We start from the raw sequence: 21,763 nt of genomic DNA, 5'->3' as shown, positions 1-21,763 counted from the left end.
CGACTGCACCTAACCAGAACCCGAGCTCGCTTGGCACGTTCACGTTCAACCAGCGCTTCCCGGGGCAGGTGTTTGATCCGGAGACAGGGCTTAATCAAAACTGGCACCGTGAGTACAGCGCGTCCATCGGTCGATACATTCAGAGCGATCCAATTGGACTACGTGGAGGCCTTAATACATTCGGCTACGCAAGCGGCAATCCGGTGCGGTGGCGAGATCCTTCAGGCTTGGTGACCGCCGCAGCCGCGCCCTTGGCCGCGACGGGGCTGGCGCTCGCCTGGTGCAACGCAGATCCAAGCTGTCGGAAAGCGCTAGAGCAGATAGCCCAGCAGTGCGTTAATGCGACTGATCGAGCGATGGACAAGATCAAAAACTGGCTGTCGAGTGAAAGCGCGGAAGATAAGAAACCAACTGACTCAGGCGATCGCGGGTCGCGACGTCCGAGCAAGGAGACCCGCGACAAGGCGGATCAGCAGGCGACGGATTCGAACGGGGATCTGAGATGCCAGTACTGCGGGGATAAACTGACCATGGAACCGGGCCATGAAAATTCTCGCGAGTTTGATCACTTCGACCCTTGGTCGAAGGGGGGGGATTCAAGCATCGACAACATCCTCGACTCGTGCCGTACTTGTAACCGGGGCAAAGGTAATAGGCTGTTCCCGGACGAATGGCAGCCAACTCAGTAAGCCAAATGAATCATCAAAAAGCCTACGTGTGCATTCACGTTTTTGAAAAAACAAAACCCGTGTTGCTGGTAAGTCGAGCCGATGACGATTGGATGTTCCTGTGTGGCGGGATGCATTCTGATGACGCAAGTTCTTACAGGGTTGTAGGGATTGGGCACGTAGTCAGTGAAGATTCTTCATTGACAGAAGTTCTTGATCTGCCGCCCGGATTCGAGGCCGAACGTTCTAGTGCCTCGGGGCCTTGGGTCCGAACTCCATGTGAGCCTGGCTAGTGCTAGCCGCGGCTTGTCCTATACAAGAGTGTCGCACCTAGAGGGTTGGCCGTTAAACGCATCACGCGTGACCATCCCACTTAGAGTCCGGCCGCGAAGTTCTTGCACGCACTCGAACAATCAATAGTCCGCGCCAGCGGTGCTAGTGAGGACTCCAGCCACTGATCGATCCGCCTCTTCGGTGGACGCTATGGAACAAAGTCCAAAAGGAGCTGAAAACAATGAAAACAGGGAGCGAGGCCCTCCGGTGTCGATGGCCGGACGCGGCTGCGCCGCGCTGCTGGATCTAGTCACCTGTGGTCGCTGGCGCACGTAGAGAGCGCCGATGGCCCCCGCCTAGAGAGCTAAATCCGGTTGCGGGCGCAGATCCGACAGGTCTGAAGTGCGAATTTTTTGGACCGATCCTTCGCTGTTCAAGCGAGCCGCTATTGCCACCGGATGCGCAACCACCTGGTTCCCAGAGCCCGCAAGCGAGCTTTCCTGACCCCGATGTGCCCACCTTTCCCCAGCACTATGTGGGGCGACCGCGATGAAGCCTCTCATCGACAAGGTAATCGACTGGTGCATGGAAAGCCGCGGTCGTGGTGAACGCGGGGCTACTGGTGGAACTTCTGGGAAGGGAACGGACAGTCCTTACAAGAAATGCAAGCTTGATCCAAAAGACCCCAGATTTATCATCTGCACCGACCACCAGTCAGGCAAGAAGGTGAGAAAGCCGACTCCTCCAGATTGGTACGACTACGAGTGAGGCATCTATGAGTGATCTGTACACGATGAGCGAGCTCGTTGCCGAAGCGTACGGGCGATGGGAAGCGGGAGAAAACAAGGCCGCCTTTGCGCTATTTGCCCGGGCCGCGCAGAAAAAGCAGAAACTTGCGTACAACTCGCTTGGCTATTTCTACGATCACGGGATCGGAGTCAGGAAGGACAAGGAGAGGGCACTTTACTGGTATAGAAGGGCAGCCCGAATCGGTGATTCATGTGCCTTCTACAACCTTGGTCTGAGCTACTTGGGGATGCAAAACGTTCGACGTGCCAGATACTGGCTTGAGAAAGCGGCGGCCGATGGCGATGAAGACGCAAGCAAGGCACTCGGAAATCTCAAAGGAAAGTTGAATTCCTCGCCGCCGGTTGACGGCTGACGCGGACGTCGCCCGACACTTCTCAAAGCATCGAGTTTCTCGATCGCCAGCAGCCGTCAGCGAAGCCTGTATGGACACCCTCTTGCTCGCCGCGGGCGCTATGTACGCGGCTCCGCTCGACCCAATGGCGTGGGTGCGAGCGGCACGGCACAGGCGCTGCTGAGCGGGGTGACGTACAACGTGGACGGAGCCCCCGCCGGTTGGCTGTGGTCCGACGGCAAGGCCCGAACTATCGACTACGACAGCAACGGCCTGGTCTCCAGCTACACACTCGGCGATCCCAACGGGACCGGCGCCGCTGCGGGGAGTGCTTCGCAGCCTTACCCGGCATGCCGGCGGACGGATCACCGGCTACACGCACACCAACAGCGGTGGCGCCCAGTCCGGCCTGGACCAGGGCTTTGCCTACGACAACCTCGATCGGCTGGTCTCGGCAGCCAGCGGCGGTTCAGCCACCGCGTACACCTACGACGAGAGCGGCAACCGCATGTCCAAGACGGTGGGCACCCTCGTGCTCGCCGGGGGCGCTGTACACGCGGCCCCGTCCGACTGCCAAGGGATGACCTTCAACGATGAGGCGTAATGCATCGTCCCGACTTACGCACCAGCCCAATACACCGTCTGTGATCAAGGGGCGGCAACCGGGCCGAAGATCTCTGAGTCGGCAGGTCTGCGTCTGTATAGACCGCGGATGAATGGAGCATCGTGACGGTGCGGTAGTGGGCGCGCCGCGTTCTCCTGCGCGCGAGCATCCCGATGCATCGCGAGAACGCAGTGGTATGTATGACGCGTATTAGAAGGTTGTCAATCGTACATCTGAAGTAAGCCGAGTTCCGGCAGGCCGTCAATACTTCTGCACGCGTTCTTCTTTCGCGCGGGGTCAACCAATAAATGAAAAAAATGGGGAGGACCAGTGGAGGTCTCTGAATCGATCAAGAACTATGCGGGTGAGGTTCGACGCGTCCGTCGTGTCTTCGGTCGCTTGATATTTGTCCTGTCCCTATTGACCATCCTAAGCGTCGGCCGCGCGGCTATTGCTGCGGCCACAGATTGCGAGGGCATGAGTGTCGACGGGCGGGCCCAGTGCATAGCGCCGACCTACCCGCCCGTCGGCTATGCGGTTTGCGACATTGGCCCTCCTTACGGGTACAAGATCGCCGCCTGGAACGCTTGCTCCGCCGAACTGGCAGTGACCAATCCGATCTGGTCGGAGGCTGATGTCGTCGCCTACGCGAACTGCTTCGACCGGAGGATCTCTGGTGCAGGCGGCGTCACGGGTTCGGTCCCCTGGCTCCCCCCGGGAACTCCATACAACGACGGTTCCTGCGTAGGCGGCACGGTCCGTGAGGTCGACGGGCACCCGATCTGGGGCGTGGGCAACAAGACCGGAGGCAGCGGCACCGTCTTCGCCTTCACCAGAGGTAGCTCGCCTACTTGCCCCGCCGGCTACACGGGTGTGGGCATGAATCTGCGCGGCGTGTCCGAGCTGGTGAGATGCAAGCCGGTGACGCCCTGTGCACCTGGCGAGGTGCAATCGGCGACAAATCCGAACACCTGCCTGAGTGTCGCGGAAGTGCCGGAGACGGAGAAAGTTTGCGCCACTTGCCCCGGCGGTAAGCATGCCGGGCTGGGCAATCCCATCTATCCGCTGACCGGGGCGAAGCGGCAGTCCGTCGACACAGGACTCTCGGTGGGGGGCATTCCTCTGACCCTTACGTACGACACCACGCCTGCCCTGAACGGCTTGCCCGCGCGTAGGTTGCGGTCCTTCGGACGGCTTTGGTCCTCGACTTTCCACAGGTCCATCGAGGTGGTCAGTGGTGGCAGGGTGCTGTCAGCGCACCGGGGTGATGGCCGAGTCACCGTATTCGTGTTGAAGAACGGCGTGTACACGGCTGACGGCGATGAGGTCGACAAGGTGGTGCCCATCTCCGGAGGCTACGTCATCACCGATGCGAGGACCCAGCGAGTGGAGACATACAACTCGCAGGGGCTTCTCACCAAAATGGAAGGCGCTGGCCTGTCCCTAAGCTTCCTCTACGGCCCGGCCCCAAACGGTCTGGGCAGCGGCTATCTGCTGTCGGTCTCCGACCTGAGCGGGCGGTCCATCAGCTTCAGGTATGAGATGGAAGCTGGCTCGGAACCCGAAAGTTCCACCCGTGGGCGGATTGCAGAAGTCAGTGACCCGACGGGTCGCCGCGTCGCCTTCGGCTACGACTCCGCGTCGAACCTGACGGCAGCAACGTGGCCGGGCGGCAAGACGATTCAGTTCCTGTACGAACTCGCATCTGTGCCGTGGGCGATGACCGGCCGTATCAACGAAACGGGTGTCCGCGACAGGACTTGGTCGTACGATGCAGCGGGCTTCGCGACAGCGACTTCGCAGCCGCTCGGCGTGGAGAGCTATTCCGTCGCTTATGGCTCGGCTCCGTCCTATGTGGTGCAGTCAACGGAAGACCTGGCGACCGGTGTGCTCTATCGCCGCTACACGGCCAGCGCACCCAGCGGGTTGAGCGTGACCGGACCCAACTCGCAAACGAGCGCGTGGACGTCGGCCTCGGTGCTAGGCGCACCCCTGCTAACAGGCACCAGTCAGCCGGCAGGCTCGGGTGCGGGTGCCAGCGCATCGTCCACGCTGTTCGACGCGGTTGGGAATGTCGTACAGCGCGACGATGTGTCGGGCGCGCGCACTTGCTACGCCTACGACGCGGCCAATCGGGAAATCACGCGAGTGGAAGGGCTGGGCACGAGCGCCTCTTGCGCGGCCGTTCTTCCTGCAGGAGCAGCGCTGCCGGCAGGTGCCCGCAGAGTCACCACTGCTTGGCATCCTGACTGGCGCCTGCCGTCCAGCGAAGTGCAGTCGCTTCGCAAGCGTGGATTCGTCTACCAAGGCCAACCGGACCCCCTGAACGGGAATTCGCCAGCCTCGTGCACCACCGCGCCCGCGTTAGCCAACGGCAGGCCCGTTCCGGTGCTATGCCGTCGGTTCGAGCAGGCTCTGCTGGCGAACGGAACCGTGGACGCCTCCGTGCCGGCATTCGTGGAATCTCGGGCGTACGACAGCCGAGGGCGCCTGGTGACCAGCAGTACGGCAGCAGGGACGACAACGTACACCTACTATCCGACAAGCCTGTACGCCCTCAGCGACAGCGACCCCGCCATGGCGAACACCGTACTGCTCGTCCACGGGGAAGGCGCTTTGTCCGATTCCAGTATTCGCCAGCAGCCGCTGACGCCCGTTGGAAACGCCGCCGTCATCTACTCAGATGCCAGGTTTGGTTATTCATCCCTGTATTTCGATGGCTCAAACAACAGCTACGTCTCCGTGCCCACGAGCGACTTCAATTTTGGTACGGGTGACTTCACGATCGAAGGCTGGTTCCGACTGGCCGCGGCAACGGGCAACTACCGCTATCTATTCAACATCACCTGGGGAAGCGGAAGCAACATGCTTGTTCGCTTCGGTGATGGTGGATTTGGGTTGAGGCTTCAGTACGCCGTTGATGGGAACACGCACCCGGGGGTTTACGGAAGCGCGGAAACACAGAATTCCCTGGCGGGAACTTGGCACCACTTCGCATTGACGCGGCAGGCCGGGGCGGTGCGAGGGTTTCTCGACGGGAAGCTCTTGACCCTGCGAAACAACATCTACGGGGGGCCGCCGGTGACTTCGTTCATGGACAGCCGGGATATCAGTAACGTCTCGTCGGTTGTCATTTCCGGGGGCGCCTCGTTTTACGGGCACATCGACGATTTCCGAGTGACCAAAGGCGTAGCCCGGTACACGGCGGACTTCAGCCCGCCTACCCAGGCGTTCCCAGATCCTGAGCTGGTGTACGCGGCCGGCGACCTGACGAGCGTTACGAATGCGGCAGGCCATGTCACCACCTTCACGAAATACGACCGGGCCGGGCGTGTCCTGCAGATGACGGATCCCAGGGGCATCACCACCGATTACAGCTATTCGCCCACAGGCAAGGTCACTCGGATGGTCGTCGCGGCAGCCGGCGTGGATGCGCGCGTGACCACCTATGTCTACAACGACCTGGACCTGCTGGTCTCGGTGCAGGAACCCGACGGCACGTCGACTTCGTTTGCCTACGACGAGGCGCAGCGCCTGGTAAGCGTGGCGGACTCGCGCGGCAATCGGGTGCGCTACTCGCTGGACGCATCCGGCAACCGGGTGCTCGAAGAGGTTCTCGATCCGCAAGGCACGGTTCGGCGCGCGGTGTCGCGGTCGTTCGACGCCCTTGATCGCGTCCAACAAATCCGTTTCGGCTCCAACTAGAAGCCCCGCACCAGCAACACCAAGAAAGAGAGGGAGCGATGTTTGACAGTGCGGTTCCGGCGATCCGCCGATGGGGCCTGAGCGTCGTCCAGGCCTTGGCCCTGTTCGCAATTTGTGTGGGGGTGGTGAGGGCGCAGACCGCCACCAGCACGACGGTATTTTCCAACCTCAACCCATCCAACTTCTCGCAGCAGGTGGACTGGACGGCCACCGTCACCGGCTCCAATCCGACGGGCACCGTCACCTTCATGGATGGCAGCGCCGTGCTTGCGGCGGTTGCGCTGACGGGGAGCGGCAACAGCCGCACTGCTAAGTTCAGCAGCGACAGCCTGCCGCAAGGCAGCCACAGCATCACTGCCGCCTACAGCGGCGACGGCGCCAATCAGGCTAGCGCGTCGGCGGCCCTGGCCCAGACCGTGAACAGGATTGCGGCCACGGCCATCCTCAGCGCCAGCAGCGGGCTGACCGCCGCCGAAACATATTCGTGCTATCGGCTCTCCAGTTTCAACGGTGGCGGCTGTGGCTACAACAGCTGCCAGTTGCTGGCCGACGCGCTTCTGGCGAGGTTCGGCGGAACTCCGCGCATCTGCCATGGCGCGGCGCCGCAGCCAATGTACCTGTGCGACAGCACCCAGGCATGCGCGGCGGTGCTTTACAACACGACGCCTGCGACCGCCAACATCACGTATCCGCAGGGCGTCACCCTGACGGCCACTGTCACCAACAGCGTCAGTCCGACCGGGACGGTGACATTCAAGGACGGCACTGCGGTGCTGGCGAGTGTTCCCCTGAGCGGCGGCGTGGCCAGCTACGCTGCCAGCCTCGGTGCGGCCGTCCACGCGCTGAGCGCCGTGTATTCCGGCGACGCCTCTAACCAGCCGCATACGGGCCTCCTGAACCTCACTGTGGCCCCCGAGCCTGTCACGCTGGCCTTTAGCAGCGGCGCCAATCCTTCGACTGCCGGCGCCGCCCTGACGTTGACCGCCACCGTCACGGCCTCCACGGCGCTGACCGGCACGGTGACCTTCAAGGATGGTCCGGCGATCGTCGCGGTCAGGCCCCTGGTTACCGGCGTGGCGCAAGCCGTGGCCAAGCTTGCGTCTGGCTCCCATGTGCTGAGAGCGGTGTACTCCGGCGATGGCAACCATGCCGGATTGGCATCCGCGCCGATCACGCAATCGGTTTCGGCCGCAGTGACATCGCTGACGTTGACGGCCAATCCCGCCACCGGGGCGGTTGGGCAAAACATCTCGCTAAGCGCCCGAGTGGACGACGCGTACCTCCCCAGCGGGTTGGTCAAATTCACGGATGGCGAACGCCTCCTAGGCACCGCACCCGTCGTGGCGGGCATGGCCACTCTCAGCGTCAACAACTTCACCGTGGGTACGCATGGCATCGATGCCGCCTATGCCGGTGATGACAACAACGCGGGCAGCACTGCATCGCAGGCCACCGTGGTCATCGCCGATCGTGCGCCGATGACTTGGCAATATGGCTACGACGAAATGGGCCGCACCAATACAGTGGTCGATCCCACTGGCCAGGCGACATATTTTTACTACGACGGCCTCGGCCGGCGCATTCAGGTACAGCAGCCGCCCGACACTGGGTCCGGCACGCCAACTGTCACTCGATACGGGTACGACGCGGTCGACGCCCTCACCAGCGTCGCGGACCCGCGCTCGCTGGTGACGACATACACGCGCGATGGTCGGGGACGGTCCATTGCCCAGAGCAGCCCGGACAGCGGCGGCAGCACTTATACCTACAATTTCAACGGCAACGTGCTGACCAGTACCGACGCCCGTGGCAAGACAACGTCCTATACCTACGACGCGCTGCAGCGGGTCACCAGCATCAGCTACCCGAGCGGTGTACCCACGACATTCGAGTACGACCGCGGCCCGGCGGCGCTGCCCGGCGAGATTGGGCAACTCACCCGGATGAGTGACGAGTCGGGTCAGACGACCTACACCTACGACGCATGGAGCCGGCTGACGGGCAAGGCCGTGACGATTGGCAGCACGACGTTCAACGTGGGCTACGGCTTTGGAAATTCGGGCGGTGCCTTGGACAAACTGACGGCGATCTCCTACCCGAGCGGCAGCCGGGTGAATTACCTGTACGACGATCAGGGTAGCGTGACGGCGATCACGGCGGCTCCGGCGGGCAGTAGCCGCCTTCCTAAGACAGTGAACCTGCTGTCGCAGGTGACGCGCAACGCCGACCTCCAGGTGGAAAGCTGGCAGTGGGCCGACGGCACGGCGCGAAAGATCACGTATGACGGCGCGGGCAACATCGACAGCTACTCGCTGGGCGACCCGGCCCGCACGGGAGTCATCCGGCAGCTGCAGCGCGACGCGGCCGGTCGCATCGTGGCATACACGCACGCGAACGGCAATGGCCCGGTGCCGGGGCTGGAGCAGTCGTTCGCCTACGACAACCTGGACCGGCTGATCGGCGCGACAACGGCCACTGGCAACATCGCCTACACCTACGACGCCAACGGCAACCGCACCTCGACGGTCGTGGGCGTGACCACGTACGCGAACACCGTCGAGCGGGCGAGCAATCGGCTGCTGCAGGTTCAGGACGCCGGAGGCACCAGCAACGTGGTGCACGACGCCGCAGGCAATGTGGTGGCTGATGGCGTGTCCACGTACACCTACAGCGACCGGGGCCGGATGGCCACGGCTTCAAAGGGGGGGCTGCGCTTCACATACAACGGTTTCGGCCAGCGCGCGTTTAAGGGCGGACCGTCGATCAGCACGAGACCGCAGGACACGTATTACGTCTACGACGAAGCCGGCCGACTGCTGGGCGAGTACGACGCCAATGGCTACCCGGTGTACGAGACGATCTACCTCGGCAACACGCCGGTGGGGGTGATCAAGCAGACCGGCTCAGTGCAGGGCGGCGACCTGGCGGTGAGCGTCTACAACGTGCATGCGGACCAAATCGATACACCGAGGATGATCACTCGGCAGGATCAGATGATCGTGTGGCGGTGGGATACGGCCGAGCCGTTCGGGGCGAGTGCACCGGACCAAGATCCGACGGGTCTTGGGGAGTTCGTATTCAACCAGCGGTTCCCAGGGCAGGTGTTCGATCGGGAGACGGGGTTGTTTCAGAACTGGAATCGGGAATACGACGCTAGTCTCGGGCGGTATAGACAGGTTGATCCAGTCGGGTTGAAAGGGGGGATCAACCCGTACGTCTATGCGGCTCTCGCGCCCGTCAGTGCAGCTGATCCGACCGGCTTGATTAAGTGGAGCGGGAATATGCTGTCACTTGGCACGCCCGTCCTCAAGTCGGCAACCATCGACAATTTCTATCTTACTTCGGCTTGCGACCGGCTCGGTCGCCGCTACTATGTACAGGTGAGGGCCCTAGCTGCGGGTTGGGGGATGGGACTAAATGCGACTGCGAGTACCAACGTTGAATTTGAGGACGGCCTAGAATTTGCGGATCCTGGCGTGTTCGACGGCGCGCCCTACGCTAAGTTCTCCACGGGATGGGCGGCGGGCTGGGGTTACGGCTACTCGCGCATTTCGATCGGTCTAGCGCATACAGACGGCTGGGGATCGGAGGTGGGCATTGATACAAGTTTCGGAGTTGTCGGAGGCACTGCCTATGTTGTTGACAAGCGCTACATCCAATGCACCTGTCCCAAATAGTCCCGACAGCGTAGCTATCGCCGCCACTGAGAGCTGAGCCATTTAGCCGCGATTTGCAAATTATGCAATCCCTATTCTTCGCCGCAATCGCATGTGCGATTGCCGAGAGTCTCCTTGAATACTGGTGGACGAATGCATACTTTAGAGCAGGCATTCCAGTGGGGTCGTCGCAATTCGACCAGTTCCCGAGCAATATTGAAAGCCGGTACACCGTCCGTCCTAGCGGGAGCGACTTCCTTGTACGGCAGAAGGGATACGGTGTCGCCAGATACGCAAGCCACCACGGGAATTTCAAGTCGCTCGGCGGTGGGCGGTATAGGTTCCACGTCTTCATTGACATCAACGTCCTTCTGTTCGGCGCCTTCATCTTCTCTTCCATGACCGACCAATCCTGGATTGGTGCCGCAGTCGGTGCTTGCATATCGTGGGGAATTGTTCGAATACAAACCGCGCACAGCTTCAAGATGCTAGTTAAGGCGACATCAACTGATGATGCCTAATTTTGTTGGCATGGCTGAAGACGGTCAGCAGCGAATCGCTAGCTGACAATTGCTGGGAATGCCTGTCCGAATCTGCCTGCTGCTGTGGCCAACGCAGATTGGTTTTCTGGAAGCCAAGCTCCCGCTAAATGCCCACTGGCATACGATGCGGATGGTAAGAATCCGAACGCAACGGTCGATACGGCACGGCGCGACTACAACGAGTTCGTAGATGGGCAGTGGAAGACCTGCACTTGCGAAGGCCTCGCCCGGGCCATGCACGCGATACAGGATTCGTACGCAAGAGGGCATGCCGGGTTCCAGCCATGGAGCGGAGGCTTACCATCGGTAAGCCATGCGCATGCGGACGCTTACCCTTCTAGGGATGAGCGAGAGGGAGCCATTAAGGCTTCCGTCGAGCTCATTCGTACGCATGGCAAAGAGTGCAAAGACCAATGTCCAAGATGACAAGCCTCCATCGTCGGGCGCTGTTGGCGCTCTCAATGTACGTACTGCTAGTTATGATTTCCGGCGTTGGATTCTCCACAATACGGCCGAACGTGCCAACAGACTCGCCTGCGCGCCTCATTTACACGCTCTTCGGACTGCGCTCGCGTTATTCACTCATATGGGCTACGCCCTCTTCGCTCTTCAGAGTGCCGTGCTGTTTCCCTGCTTGCTATTTGGCACCCTTCGGATTCGTCTCTGGAAGTGGTGGTTGATAATTTTCATCGTTGGTTGGTTAGGTATAGGTTGGTACATGCACGACCTGTTCTGATTCGGTGGCAGCTCTAGGTAGAGCTACGTGTCCTTCTAAAGGGGAACGGCAGGCGATTGGGAGGGCTTTCTTTTATTGAAAAGACTATCTCCCCGCATACGGCAGGGTTAGCCCCTTGTGCCGATGAATACGGCGCAGGTAAGAGGGAATCGGGAATCGTGTGTCAAGGGGACGCGGCGGAGGCGAATGCGGTGCCCGACTGCGCATATGGCTTCCTCCGATGGACCTACCCGGGCGTCTAGTGCTGGGAAGATCGTTCAACCCTTACGGAATGAGCACGAACAAATAAGGCGGCTGCGCCAAAGCGCCTTGTGGAAGGCCAATGAGGCGTCGAGAAGCGGCGTATTGATTGAGGGCAGGGGACTCCAGTTCCAACTTTCAAGGTGCAACGCGGCTTGCGCCGGTACCGTGCCAAAGCGCCTTTGTGGCAAGACTGAGAGGCACGTCGAGGCGAAATCGACGAACAGGATTGACGGATGCGCGTCCGCGCAGATTGAGATCGGCGCGAAAGCGTTCCAAGAACAAATAAAGGTGATGCCCGGCAACGCGGCGAGATGATCGAGGGAGGATTCCAAGTGCAATGTTTAAGCTACATCGCGGCTGTGCAGCGCGTGTGCAAACGACTGTGCGCGTGTCTCGCGTCGGCCTGGTTCTCAAGAGTACTTGCAGCCGCGCTCTTGCTAGGTGGGGGAGTCGTGCACGCGGCCCCAACCGACTGCGAAGGAATGACCTTCGACGGCGAAGCGCAATGCATCGCGCCGACTTACGCGCCGGCGCAGTACACCGTCTGCGACATCGGCGCGCCCTATGGGTACAAGATCACCGCTTGGAACCAGTGCGCGGCGCTGCTTTCCATCCCGAATCCCATCACATCGGAATCGCAGGCAGTCAGTTACGCCAACTGCTGGAATCAAAAGATTTCCGGCGTAGGTGACGTGGTCGGGACGGTGCCGTGGAAATCCGCCGGCACCGTCTACAACGACAACTCGTGCGTGGCCGGCACGGTTCGGGAAGTCGACGGGCACACGATCTGGGGCGTGGGCAACAAGACGTCTGCAAGCGGCGGGACGACGTTTACGTTCACCAAAGTCGAGCCCGTCAGTTGTCCGGGTGGCTACACCGCAGTGAGCTTTTCCATCCGCGGCTTTAGCGAACTGGTCGCCTGCAAGCCGGTCACGACCTGCGCCCCGGACGAGAGGCCTTCGTCCAATGCGCCTTATGCCTGCATGAAGAACGCCAACCTTCCTGCGGTCGCCAAACCATGCTTCCACTGCATTGGAAACCCCATCCTCCCGTTGACCGGCGCCAAGCGGCAACCCGTTTCCACGGGCTTCTTCGTTGGCGGGGAGGAACTCGTGATCACGTACGACACGTCGAGTGCGCTCACAGGTTTTCCCGTCCGAGCGTTGCCCTCATTCGGCCGGCTCTGGTCATCCAGTCTGCATCGCAACCTGGTTATCGGAAGCGGAGGAACGGTCGTCACCGCATACCGAGGCAACGGTCAGATCTGGACATTCATTCTGCGGGGCGGGACCTATGTCACCGATGGGGACACGCTCGACAAGCTCACCGTCGCTTCCGGAGCTTACTACTACACGGATGGCAGAACGAACACCGTCGAGTCGTACAACGCGTTGGGTCAGTTGCGGCGGATCGACTGGCCTGACGGGCGTAGTCTGAGCTTTGTTTACAGTTCCGCAAACGCGGGAATGGGGGCGGGGTACCTTCTGCGGGTGACCGACCACACCGGGCGCTTCATCCGGTTTCGCTACCAACTGACACCTGGCGCGCTCATTCACAAGGCAACCCGCGGCCGCGTCTCAGCAATCCTGGATTTCATGGGTAGGCGAATCAACGTTACCTACGACGCGCAGTCCAATCTGTCGACTCTGACCTGGCCTGGCGGCAAAACACAGCAATTTTTGTACGAGAACGGGGCTTTGCCTTGGGCGATGACAGGCCGGATCAATGAGAGCTCCGTGCGTGACCGTACCTGGGCCTACGACGGCCAGGGACGTGCGATCGAGAGCTCGATCGCCGGCGCAGGTGCCCACACGGTGGCTTATGACTCACCGCCAACCTACTCGGTCAGTGCCACAGAAGACGCATCCGTCAATGTCTTCATCCGTCGCTTCGAGGCTGCGGCAGCGGCACCTTTCGCGGTGACGCAGCCGAACGGGCAGGTTGCGTCATGGGGAAGCCAAAGTGTCCTTGGATTGCCCAGGCTGGCAAGCGTCTCCAAGCCAGCGGGATCGGGCAGCCCCGCTGCAACCGCGGCGTCAACTTACGACGTGAACGGAAACGTTGTCACCTACGACGACTTCGGGGGGGCGCGCACCTGCTATGCGTACGACTCGACCAACCGCGAGACGGTCCGGGTCGCGGGCTTGGCGACCAGTATCGACTGCGCGACTGTCATTGGCGCAGGTGCGACGCTGCCGGCTGGGGCGCAAAGAACTACCACGGCGTGGCACCCCGACTGGCGGTTGCCCTCGGCGGTCACTCGCCCTTTGCGCAAGACAACCACGGTCTATCAGGGCCAGCCGGACCCATTCAACTCGAACACTCCTGCCAACTGCACCACTGCAGCATTGCTGCCCAACGGCAAACCGAGGCCCGTGGTCTGCAAGCAAGTGGAGCAGGCGCTGCTCGCCTCTGGCGCGTTGGACACGACCGTTCCAATGGACGTCCAAATCTTCAGCTACAACGCCGCGGCACGCCCGGTGGCGATTACGCGCAATGGGAACGCGACCACGCAGACCTACTACGCGACCACCAGTTTCCCGTCGGGGATGTCGGATCTCTATGGTGACAAAGTGAACCTTGTCGTACACGGCGACTTCGAGCAGGACGAGACCCTCGTGGAAGACTACAGCGCTGCGCAGCAGCCCGTGTACCTTGTCGGCGATGCCTATGTGTCGACAGAAAAGAGCAAGTTCGGCGGGGCATCGATGCACTTTGATGGCTCCGGCGACTATCTTTGGATCGACCCCAGCGACTTCAACATCGGGACTGGCGATTTCACTGCTGAAGGCTGGTTCTATTTGGAGGCAGCCAACCTTTACTACCCCCACATTTTCCAGCTTGCGTCCACGCAAGGCTGGATGTTTATGCGATTTGGGGACTCCGGTTACGGCTGGCGCCTGCAGTTCGCAACGTCGACGAATGGCAGCCAGGCAACACAGTACAGCGCGGCGCAGACGCAATCGGATCTGCTGAATGGATGGCACCATCTCGCAATGACCCGCGAAAGCGGCGTGGTCAGGGCGTTTCTTGATGGCGACTTGCTGACGGTGCGAAATAATGTATTTACTGGGCCTGCTGTCACGTCGTGGGTCGACAACACGAACATCATCGCGACCCAGGTTTCCCTCTCGGCCGACGCTCCCTTCTCGTTCCAGGGCTACATCGACGAGTTCCGGTTCACGAAGGGCGTAGCAAGGTACACATCCAGCTTTACGCCTCCTGCAGCGCCTTTCGAAGCGCCCAGCCTGACGACAACAGGTGTAGCGGCTGGCGACCTGCAGAGCGTGACGAATGCTGCTGGCCACACGACTCAGTTCACGAAGTACGACCGTGCCGGCCGCGTTCGGCAAACCGTTGACCCGCGTGGACTGGTCAGCGACATCGAGTACACCCCTCGCGGCTCGGTGAGTAGCGTGACGGTCACGCCGCCCGGCGGCGGCCACGCCCGGACCACAGCGTACGGCTACGATGAGCGCGAGCTGCTCACACAAGTGGTCGAGGCGGATGGCACGGTCGTCAGTTACGGCTACGACGAGGCCGGCCGGCTGCTCCAGGTGACCGACGCACGCGGCAACTCTGTGACTTACACGCTGGATGTCTCAGGCAATCGGATCGCCGAGGAGGCGAAGGATCCGGGTGGAACGCTGCGACGGAACATCCAGCGCTCGTATGACGCCCTGAACCGCCTGCAGCAGGTCACGGGGGGCGCGCGATGAACACGGTCCTTCATTGGCTGTCTGGCAAGCGAGCGCTCTTCGCGCTTTTCGTCGCTCTGTCGTGGGCTGCTTATGCACAAGCCCCTTCGACGACGGCATTGACCTCCAGCAACAGCTTGGCGCAAACGGGGCAGCCCGTGACGCTCACCGCGAGTGTCACTGGATCCAGCCCGACCGGAAACGTTCGCTTCATCACGGACCCGTACAGCTCGAAGCGAAGCGTCTTCCTGCGCTTTGAGGGACCGGCCAACTCCACCTCCATCGTGGGAAGTGAGGTCCCCCCCAAGACGTGGACCGTGACTGGTAACGCGAAGTTGGTGACCTCTGGGACCGCCTCGGTGCTGGAATTGGACGGCGTCGGCGACTTCATCGAAACCAGCACGAACTTTTCCAGTTTGCAGTTCGGGACCGGGGACTTCGAAATCCGGTTTCGCCTCAAGACCAGCGTTGGTCAAAAGGTGGTGATGGAAACCTACACCCCTTCAAGCAATGGGTGGGAGATCTACATCAGTCCCGGCGGGCAGCTCAATTGGTACCACAACGGTTGGCGCAAGTCGGGGGCGATCAATGTCGCTGACGGCGTGTGGCACGACGTGGCGATCTCCCGTACGGCTGGCGTCCTGTACCTTTACGTGGACAGTACGCGCGACGGGGCGGGTGTTGCCTATCCGGACGATGTGGGCGGCAAGGGCTCGCTGACGATCGGCACGCAGATCTACGGACGCAACTCGAACACCTACGATTTCCAGGGACAGTTGGATGACATTCGCATCACCAAAGGCCTTGGAGGGGACACCGGCACCACACGCGTGGTGGCCAACGACGGGACGATTGAGCTGGGCAATGCCGCGGTGTCTGGAGGGGCGGCTGCGCTGACGTTGGGGGCCATGCCTCTCGGGCAGAGCCTGATCTGGGCGGCCTATTCCGGCGATGCAGCCAATCTACCGAGCTTGTCGTCGAGCATTTTGCAGTCGTACCGCTCGGCGGCCACAGTCAGCGTGGCGGCCAATCCGGCGAACCCGTCTGCCGGCCAAACGTGGACGCTCAGCTCCACGGTGACCGGTAGCAGTCCCGCTGGTACCGTCACCTTCAAGAACGGCTCCACCGTCCTGGGCACCAGCGCGCTGCAATCCGGCGCTGCCAGCTACATAGTTCCTAAGACGGCGCCCGGCAGCTACAGCATTACCGCAAGCTACAGCGGAGACGCACAGAACGCTGACGCCTCGTCCAACCCGATCAGTGCGAACGTTCCGATAGCGTCCACCACGACATCCCTTGTGGCCACGCCGAACTCCGCGACGACAGGTCAGACGGTGCAGCTGGCCGCCACGGTCGCCGGTTACCAGCCCACCGGCGTGGTCACTTTCAGCGAGGGGAACACCCCTGTGGGGACCGCCAACGTGGCCGGTGGAAAGGCCACTCTGGGCATCAACACCCTGGCGCTAGGCAGCCACACCTTCACTGCGTCCTTCGCCGGCGACGCGTACAACACCCCCAGTAGTTCGGGGAGCGCTGTGGTGACAGTATCGGGCCGCCCGTCCATGACTTGGCAATACGGCTACGACGCCATGGATCGGCAAAACACGATGGTCGACGGCAACAGTCTGCCCACGTACACGTACTATGACCTGCTTGGCCGGACCATTCAGACGCAGCAGCCAGCCAATGCGGGCGCCAACATGCCCACCGTCACGCAGTTCAACTACGACACTGCGGACAATCTCACCAGCGTGGCCGACCCGCGCAACCTGGTGACGACCTACACACCAGATGGGCTTGGCAATGTGAGGAGCGAGCTCAATCCTGACCGGGGCGCGCTCTCCTCCACTTTTGACGCCAACCGGAACTTGCTCACCAGCATCGATGCGCGGGGCAAGCAAACGACGTACACCTACGACAGCATCAATCGGCTAACTTCGATCAGTTACCCCACGGGCGCAGGGACGACGTTCGAGTACGACGGTGGCGCGGCGCCCACACCGGCTGCGAGGGGGCAGCTGACGAAGATGACCGACGAGTCCGGTCAGACGAGTTATGCCTACGACGCAGTGGGCCGGCTGACGACGAAGACGGTCACCATTGCCGGCCGTGCTTTCACGGTGGGGTACGCCTGGGGAGACAGCGGCTCTGCGCTGGACAAGTTGACGTCGATCACATACCCGAGCGGTTCACGGTTGAGCTATGTGTACGACAGCGCCGGTTATGTGAGCGGCATCACCGTAAACCCGGTGAACGCGAACGGCGTGGGAGCGAGCGGCACGGCACAGACGCTGCTGAGCAGTGTGACGTACAACGTGGACCGTGCTCCCAATGGCTGGCTGTGGTCAGACGGCAAGGCACGGACCATTGGATACGACAGCAACGGCTTGATCTCCAGCTACACGCTCGGCGATCCCAACGGGACCGGCGCCGCTGCGGGCGTGCTTCGCAGCCTCACCCGGGATGCCGGCGGACGGATCACCGGCTACACGCACACCAACAGCGGCGGCGCTCAGTCTGGCCTGGACCAAGGCTTCGCCTACGACAACCTCGATCGGCTGGTCTCGGCAACCATCGGCGGTTCGACCACCGCGTACACCTACGACGAGAACGGTAACCGCACGTCCAAGACGGTGGGCAGCACCACTTACAGCAATGCGATCGCGGCCACCAGCAACCGCATGACGCAGGCACAGGATGCCTCCGGGACGGCTGCGCTCACGTACGACGCTGCGGGCCACATGACTGCGGATGGAACGAACACGTTCACCTACAACGACCGCGGGCGCATGACGAGTGTGACGACACCCGGCGGCACCGTGAGCTACGTCTACAACGGGCTGAATCAGAGAGCCGGAAAGAGTGGTCCCAGCAGCCTGGTTTCGAGTGGAGCGAGCTACTTCGTCTATGACGAGGCTGGGCAGCTGCTGGGCGAGTACGACGCGAGTGGCAGTCCGGTGTATGAGCCCATCTATCTGGGCTCCAGCCTGGTCGGGGTTCTGAAGCAGACTGGCAGCGCGGCCACCAACGACCTCGCTATTGCGATCCACAATGTGTACGCTGATCAGATCGACACACCGCGGATGATCACACGCCAGGACCATGCCATTGTGTGGCGCTGGGACACGGCGGAAGCGTTCGGCGCGACAGCTCCGAACCAAGACCCCAGTTCACTGGGAACGTTCACGTTCAACCAGCGCTTTCCCGGGCAGGTATTTGATAGGGAGACCGGGCTCCTCCAGAACTGGAATCGGGAATACAACGCTCGGTTTGGACGCTATGCGCAGAGTGATCCGATCGGGCTCGAAGGCGGCATTAACACGTACGCGTACGTCGTCAACGGACCGTTGACGAGCACTGATCCGAGTGGCTTGGCCACAAAGGATCCAAGCAAGGGCTCGGGTCCATACCATCCGCCTGAAGGTACATCGGTGGGATGCACGAACGCTGATGATTGCCCTGAGATCAAGCGGAAGATGAACCTGCTTCAGAAGATGATTACCTCTCACGAGAGGTGGGACCGTGTGAATCCGAGGCCGAGGGGCGGCAACAGGCACGCTGAAGAAATTGCTGATCTATGGCGCGCCTGGGGCAAGTGCCAGGCGCTGTGGCAAAAGAAAGACTGCGACAACTGTCCACCACCGCCGAGTTTCCTTGATTGGGTGAAGAACAAGCTGACTCCGCAACAGAATCAGTCCTACGATCCAAAGACCGAGCGGTGGATACCCGACCAGTCAGGCGCAAGCCCTGGGGGCCCGATGCCAGGTCTTGGGCCGCGGTTTTTACCGATTCCATAGGAGTCTCTATGGCTAATTTGCCAGACGTAGTTAGGGTGCTTGAGGGAGTGGAGCCGATCGCGAAGGATCAGGCGCTTGCTTGGCTCGCTGATTCCGACGTGGAGATTGCAGGTGCTGCCCATGCCTACCTTGAGAAGGCGCGGCATTCGGCGCGCGTGACACCGCCTCTGAGCGAAGACGAGTTCGCTCAGCTGAGCGTCGAGTATCTCAAGCGATGCTTGCTGGGCACGCAAGAGGGTGAATGGGTGCAGTCGCGATTCGAGGCTGCATGGGCGCTGGTGTCGTGGCTTGCTCGACAAGCGAAACAGCCGAGCGTCAATGCGGTCGGCTTCGTTCGGTGGCTTGGTGATTCATACAAGGCGAACCTAGAACTTCGGAACGTCGTCATCACCGGATTGCTGGAACACGTTCTTGGGTCGAAAGACGTTGATCGTCTTTTCATCTCATGGGAGTGTGATCCGGAGCTTGCACAAGCGCTTAGCAGCGCTCGCGAATGGAAAAAACGCGGAGGGAGATCGCCGATCGATCTCAAATAGTTCCGGAACTGGAACTGCGAGTACAGCGCCAAGAGTGGCCGATACATTCAGGTCGATCCGACTGGCGAGCTTCAACTGCCCAGCAATCCTAGTGGCTTGCCTTCAGATTGGCAGCGAGATTTATCCCACCGAGACTCCAACTGTGAACGGTGGAGGTCCCCCAGCGGCGTTATTTCGTCTATGACGAGGCTGGGCGGCAGCTGCTGGGTGAGTACGACGCGAATGGCATCCTGGTGTACGAGACCATCTACCTGGGTTCCCCACGTTGGAGTCGGACGTTGCGGCTGCATGGTTAAGGGGTAAGCTAGTGGAGCCAATTTGGTGCGGCCTTGCAAAGAGTCGTTTACTCGTTGGTACTTAGGCGCCCAATACTGCTATCTCCTGCTCCGCCAAGACCGAAAGGCCGCACCAGCGGGCTTTTCTTTTTTGTGCGAGCAGCCAGGGATGAGTACTCGATGCGGAGGGTTTGCTCGGCGAGAGATCAAGGCCTTTGCTTTCGCCGGGCGCAATGTCGGGCGCTGCTAAGCTCGCCGGTTCCGCTCCCGAACGATCCAGCATAAACGACACCGTGCCTCAAGGCGAGGTTGCGGCTGACTGCCGATGCCTACGCGCTGGGCGCGCTGCTTGCTCTGACCTGTTTCACGGCGGGCATGTGGCGCGAGTTCGAACTGGATGACGCGGCGGAAGAACTCGGTTCAGGCGAGGTCGTGAATGTGCTTCGACGCATGACGCGGAAGCCCGTCTCTTGCCGGCCGCGTACCGGGCCCGCACTTCGGGCCCTCACCACTGAGCAGGCCGCCAGTCGGCGATAATCGCAAACGATTCGACGCTTCCAACGGCTTGGCGTTCGCGGCCGAGCCACGTGAAGCGGCCTGACTGCCGGTCTCCGGCAGCACCACCCGCAACCCGATCTGCTGCGCAAGCTCCGCGAACGGCCCCTGGAACGGAACGTCCGTGAACAGCGCCGTTACCTGCGACAGGTGCCCACGCGGGCCACGGCGGCCAGGCCGAACTTGGTGTTGTCGGCCACGACGAACACCTGGAGCGCGCAGCCGATGATCGCTTGGGTGACCCGCTTCTCGTCCAGGATGAAGTCCAGCAAACTGCCGTCTTCCGCGATCGCGGTGACGCCGAGGATGCTGTAGTCGAGCTTGAACTGCTCGATGAACTGCGCCGACGCTTCGCCCGTGACGGCCGGGTCGCGCGGCCGCACGGTGCCGCCCACGACGACGGTGTCGAAGTCTTCCTTGCCCGCCAGCGCGCGCACGACATTGAGGTTGTTGGTCACCGCGCGCGGCGGCGAGACCGAATGCGTCGCGGGACTGGAGCTGGGCGCCGACGATTGCATCCGCAAGCCTTGCTCGTCGCGCGAAGTCGTCGCCCGCGTGAAGACGGTGCTGTGGCGGCGCGGGCCCGGCGCGGCGCCGGCGCACGGACTGGTTTTCGACCGGACGCGGTGGCGTGCTTCCCTCGGAGGCGTGCCCCTGAGGCTGACGCGCAGGGAATTCGAACTGCTGCGGTGCTGGCCGAGCCACCGCAGCGGATTTTCAGCCGCGCCCACCTACTCGAGGCCATCGAACCGGACGGCCCGCGGATCAGCGAACGCGAACCTCAGGCGCAAGTTCGCCGCCGCCGAAGGCGACGCGAGTGGATCCGTTGCGTCTATGGCGCGGGGTTCTGTTTCGATCCGGAGTGAGCCGCGGCGGACGGCGGGGCTAATTCCCAGCTAAGACGATCCTCACAGCCAGCCAAGAGTCGGCTCCTACAGTGCTTCTCACGGACGGCGCAGCGAGCAGACAGACATCCCGCTCGCGACGTCCGCAACGAAGACCCACCGACTGACTGAAAGGAATCATCATGAACGCCAAGACCCTCATCGCCATCGCTTCCGTCGCCGCCGCCTTCTCGGGCTTCGCCCGCGCCGGCGAGGCCAGCGACATGATCGTTACCCCCGACCAGCTGCATGGCACCCGCACCCGCGCCGAAGTGCAGGCGGAAGCCGTGCAGGCCGCGAAGTCCCCGAGCCTGGGCGAAGCCAGCACCACGGCCACCGGCGCGTCGGCGGGCATCCGCGATGCGCAAGCGGTGAAGGCTGAAGCCGTGCAAGCCTCGCGCTTCATCCGCGTGGGCGAAGCCAGCTGATCGCGGCAACCTCCGGAAGGAA

11 protein-coding genes are annotated in these 21,763 nt (G+C 61.7%); 9 read left to right on the top strand and 2 right to left on the bottom strand.

Annotation, left to right across the window (positions count from 1 at the left end; translation table 11 throughout):
* The 5 genes from EZ216_RS19800 to EZ216_RS19780 all read left to right on the top strand — a co-directional run.
* The coding region (locus EZ216_RS19800) for an RHS repeat-associated core domain-containing protein (RefSeq protein WP_205959717.1) at window positions 1-689 on the top strand (689 nt) is incomplete at its 5' end.
* Between the two features lie 1,027 nt (window positions 690-1,716).
* Entirely contained in the window at window positions 1,717-2,103 is a 387-nt protein-coding gene (locus EZ216_RS19795) for a tetratricopeptide repeat protein (RefSeq protein ID WP_135251521.1), read from the top strand.
* A gap of 307 nt (window positions 2,104-2,410) precedes the next feature.
* Complete coding sequence (locus EZ216_RS19790; RefSeq protein ID WP_167772986.1) at window positions 2,411-2,686, top strand: hypothetical protein; 276 nt, start codon at window positions 2,411-2,413, stop codon at window positions 2,684-2,686.
* Between the two features lie 330 nt (window positions 2,687-3,016).
* Entirely contained in the window at window positions 3,017-6,391 is a 3,375-nt protein-coding gene (locus EZ216_RS19785) for a LamG-like jellyroll fold domain-containing protein (protein ID WP_135251519.1), read from the top strand.
* Window positions 6,392-6,429: 38 nt separating this feature from the next.
* Window positions 6,430-10,068 carry an Ig-like domain repeat protein gene (locus tag EZ216_RS19780; protein WP_135251518.1) on the top strand — a complete coding sequence of 1,213 codons (3,639 nt, stop codon included), beginning with the start codon at window positions 6,430-6,432 and terminating at the stop codon, window positions 10,066-10,068.
* Between the two features lie 1,514 nt (window positions 10,069-11,582).
* Here EZ216_RS19780 and EZ216_RS19775 read toward each other — a convergent pair.
* Entirely contained in the window at window positions 11,583-11,900 is a 318-nt protein-coding gene (locus EZ216_RS19775) for a hypothetical protein (protein ID WP_135251517.1), read from the bottom strand.
* Between the two features lie 150 nt (window positions 11,901-12,050).
* On the opposite strand from EZ216_RS19775, the gene EZ216_RS19770 reads away from it, so the two are divergent.
* From EZ216_RS19770 to EZ216_RS19760, 3 genes are read left to right on the top strand one after another with little or no spacing between them, the layout of a single operon-like run.
* The gene (locus EZ216_RS19770) at window positions 12,051-15,287 is read left to right on the top strand and encodes a LamG-like jellyroll fold domain-containing protein (RefSeq protein WP_167772985.1); all 3,237 of its coding nucleotides are present in this window, start codon (window positions 12,051-12,053) and stop codon (window positions 15,285-15,287) included.
* On the top strand, window positions 15,284-19,063 hold the full coding sequence (locus tag EZ216_RS19765; RefSeq protein WP_135251515.1) for an Ig-like domain repeat protein: 3,780 nt from the start codon (window positions 15,284-15,286) through the stop codon (window positions 19,061-19,063). The genes EZ216_RS19770 and EZ216_RS19765 overlap by 4 nt, the downstream gene beginning before the upstream one ends.
* Before the next feature lie 47 nt (window positions 19,064-19,110).
* Window positions 19,111-19,599 (top strand): hypothetical protein, encoded by a 489-nt coding sequence (locus tag EZ216_RS19760; RefSeq protein ID WP_135251514.1) that lies wholly within the window; start codon window positions 19,111-19,113, stop codon window positions 19,597-19,599.
* Between the two features lie 967 nt (window positions 19,600-20,566).
* Here the strand turns inward: EZ216_RS19760 and EZ216_RS19755 are convergent.
* Entirely contained in the window at window positions 20,567-20,947 is a 381-nt protein-coding gene (locus EZ216_RS19755) for a hypothetical protein (protein ID WP_135251513.1), read from the bottom strand.
* A 509-nt stretch (window positions 20,948-21,456) separates the two neighbouring features.
* On the opposite strand from EZ216_RS19755, the gene EZ216_RS19750 reads away from it, so the two are divergent.
* A complete protein-coding gene (locus tag EZ216_RS19750; protein WP_135251512.1) occupies window positions 21,457-21,741 on the top strand; it encodes a DUF4148 domain-containing protein in 285 nt (94 codons plus the stop codon).
* Window positions 21,742-21,763: the final 22 nt, after the last annotated feature.

Source organism: Ramlibacter humi (genome assembly GCF_004681975.1).
Taxonomy (GTDB): domain Bacteria; phylum Pseudomonadota; class Gammaproteobacteria; order Burkholderiales; family Burkholderiaceae_C; genus Ramlibacter; species Ramlibacter humi.
The sequence above is the reverse complement of the archived record's forward strand: the minus strand, read 5'-3'. Positions and strand labels throughout refer to the sequence as shown.

Bases quoted from the DNA above. Each gene is read 5' to 3' on its own strand.
- EZ216_RS19795 (WP_135251521.1), top strand. From the start codon at position 1,717: ATGAGTGATCTGTACACGATGAGCGAGCTCGTTGCCGAAGCGTACGGG.
- EZ216_RS19780 (WP_135251518.1), top strand. From the start codon at position 6,430: ATGTTTGACAGTGCGGTTCCGGCGATCCGCCGATGGGGCCTGAGCGTC.
- EZ216_RS19770 (WP_167772985.1), top strand. From the start codon at position 12,051: ATGACCTTCGACGGCGAAGCGCAATGCATCGCGCCGACTTACGCGCCG.
- EZ216_RS19765 (WP_135251515.1), top strand. From the start codon at position 15,284: ATGAACACGGTCCTTCATTGGCTGTCTGGCAAGCGAGCGCTCTTCGCG.
- EZ216_RS19755 (WP_135251513.1), bottom strand. From the start codon at position 20,947: ATGCAATCGTCGGCGCCCAGCTCCAGTCCCGCGACGCATTCGGTCTCG.
- EZ216_RS19750 (WP_135251512.1), top strand. From the start codon at position 21,457: ATGAACGCCAAGACCCTCATCGCCATCGCTTCCGTCGCCGCCGCCTTC.